Source organism: Moorena sp. SIO3I6 (genome assembly GCF_010672095.1).
The window spans coordinates 1-1,714 of sequence record NZ_JAAHHU010001075.1; the positions used below are offsets into that span (position 1 = coordinate 1).

The 1,714-nt window shown below is 44.5% G+C and carries 2 protein-coding genes; both read left to right on the plus strand.

Features of this window, described 5'->3' with window-relative positions:
* Nucleotides 1-129: 129 nt before the first annotated feature.
* The gene (locus F6K49_RS46255) at nt 130-360 is read left to right on the plus strand and encodes a hypothetical protein (protein ID WP_293109168.1); all 231 of its coding nucleotides are present in this window, start codon (nt 130-132) and stop codon (nt 358-360) included.
* Nucleotides 361-456: 96 nt separating this feature from the next.
* On the plus strand, nt 457-1,714 hold a 1,258-nt coding region (locus tag F6K49_RS46260), incomplete at its 3' end, for an oligosaccharide flippase family protein (RefSeq protein ID WP_293109170.1).

The window sequence follows — 1,714 nt, forward strand, 5'->3', positions numbered from 1 at the left end:
CGTTGATTAAGTGCGGCTTGTTCTAGGTAGGAGCCTTCAGAAACTGGAGGGGTATGACTTAGGGAATTCGCGGGTAAAATACCCGAATTCTAACATTATGAACGTTCTCCAGAATTGGTAGAGAAAGTATTGCCTACGGCTTACGCCTATATGTATCGCTACCTAGCTCGATTATCCCTAACTGCTGGTGATGCAGCTAAAGCTGTTCACTTTATCAACCAAGCGTTAGCTGCCAATAGCTCAATCTTCTATCGCGATCCGCGATCGCTTCTGACGCTGGTAGCTGTACGTCTGGCACCACTAGCTAAGTTGGTGATTAAGCGATCACTTGGCTCCGTAGAATACAGAGCAAACAACTAAAAATTTTGTATTAGTCATCAGTAATTGGTCATTTGCCTTTGAGATGTAAGGCTTTTTCATGCAAGCCTTTTGTCCCTTCCAAACCTTGCTAACCTAATGAAACTCAGCTCGTTACTCACAAGTGGGTTCTGGACAACATACGGAGCCCTCGGGACACGTCTGCTGGTATTGCTAAGTAACCTGATACTAGCAAGGTTGCTGTTGCCATCTGAATTTGGGGTGATTAGCGTTGCCTATATTTTTTGGTCTTTCCTGAATTTGTTCACCCAAGGCACCATCAACTCTTTTATTGTCTACAAGGGCATTGAAGACCAGCGTTATTTAAATACAACATACACAATTGCTATTGCCAGGGGATTGATGTTGGCAGTGGCAATGGTGGCGATATCTCCCCTAGCGGCTAACTTTTTCGGTGTACCAGACCTGGTATGGATTCTGATCGTGTTCGCCTTTAATCTGGTGGTGGCTTCTATCCAGTCTGTTTATCAGGGAGTACTCACTAGACAGATGAGGTATCGGGAAATAGCCCATGCGACCATAATCGCCTCGTTAGTGCGAGTAGTCTCTACCACTGGTTGCGCCTTTATCGGTTTGAGCTATTGGTCATTTGTAGTGGGAGATGCGGCTTTTTGGTTTATAGAGTATTGGATTAGTCGTCGTCATGTAGAACACAAATTCCGCTTACAAATTGATCCACAGGCTAGCTCAGAAGTCTTGTCGTTCTGTTTTGGTGCCACTGGCTCCAGTTTGGGATTTTATGTAAATGCCAATGGTGACAACTTTGTCATTGGTAAACTGCTGGGTAATACTAATTTGGGATACTACAACTTTGCTTACCAATTGACCCAGACAATTAACACTGTAATGGGTGAGGTGATTAATCAGGTAGGAATGTCTTCATTCGCCCAGTTAGAGAATGACGAACAGCAGCAAAGTGTTCTAGTCACAATGGTTGAACAAATGGCTTTCCTGGGGGCTCCTCTATACGCCTTATTTTTTTTAGTGGTAGACGATCAGCTCATCTCTATGATATTTGGCCAGAAGTGGGTGCCAGCCTGCCAGGTGATTCCTTGGTTACTTGTGTTTGCTTACTTTAGGCTGATCAATAATTCACTGATTAATATGCTTGCAGCAAAAGGCAGAACTGGGATTAACGCCAAGGTTAACCTTATGATTGCTCCCGTAGCGTTCTTGAGCTTTATCATTGGTGCTCAGCAAGCAGGACTAATTGGGGTGGGAATTGCAGTTGCTTTCGTGCTAGGAATTGTCTGGACAGTCTACTGGTGGTGGGTAGGTTGCCGAGCACTAGGTTGGCCATTGATGAAGTTTTTACTTCCATGCTTTAAAGCTGCTC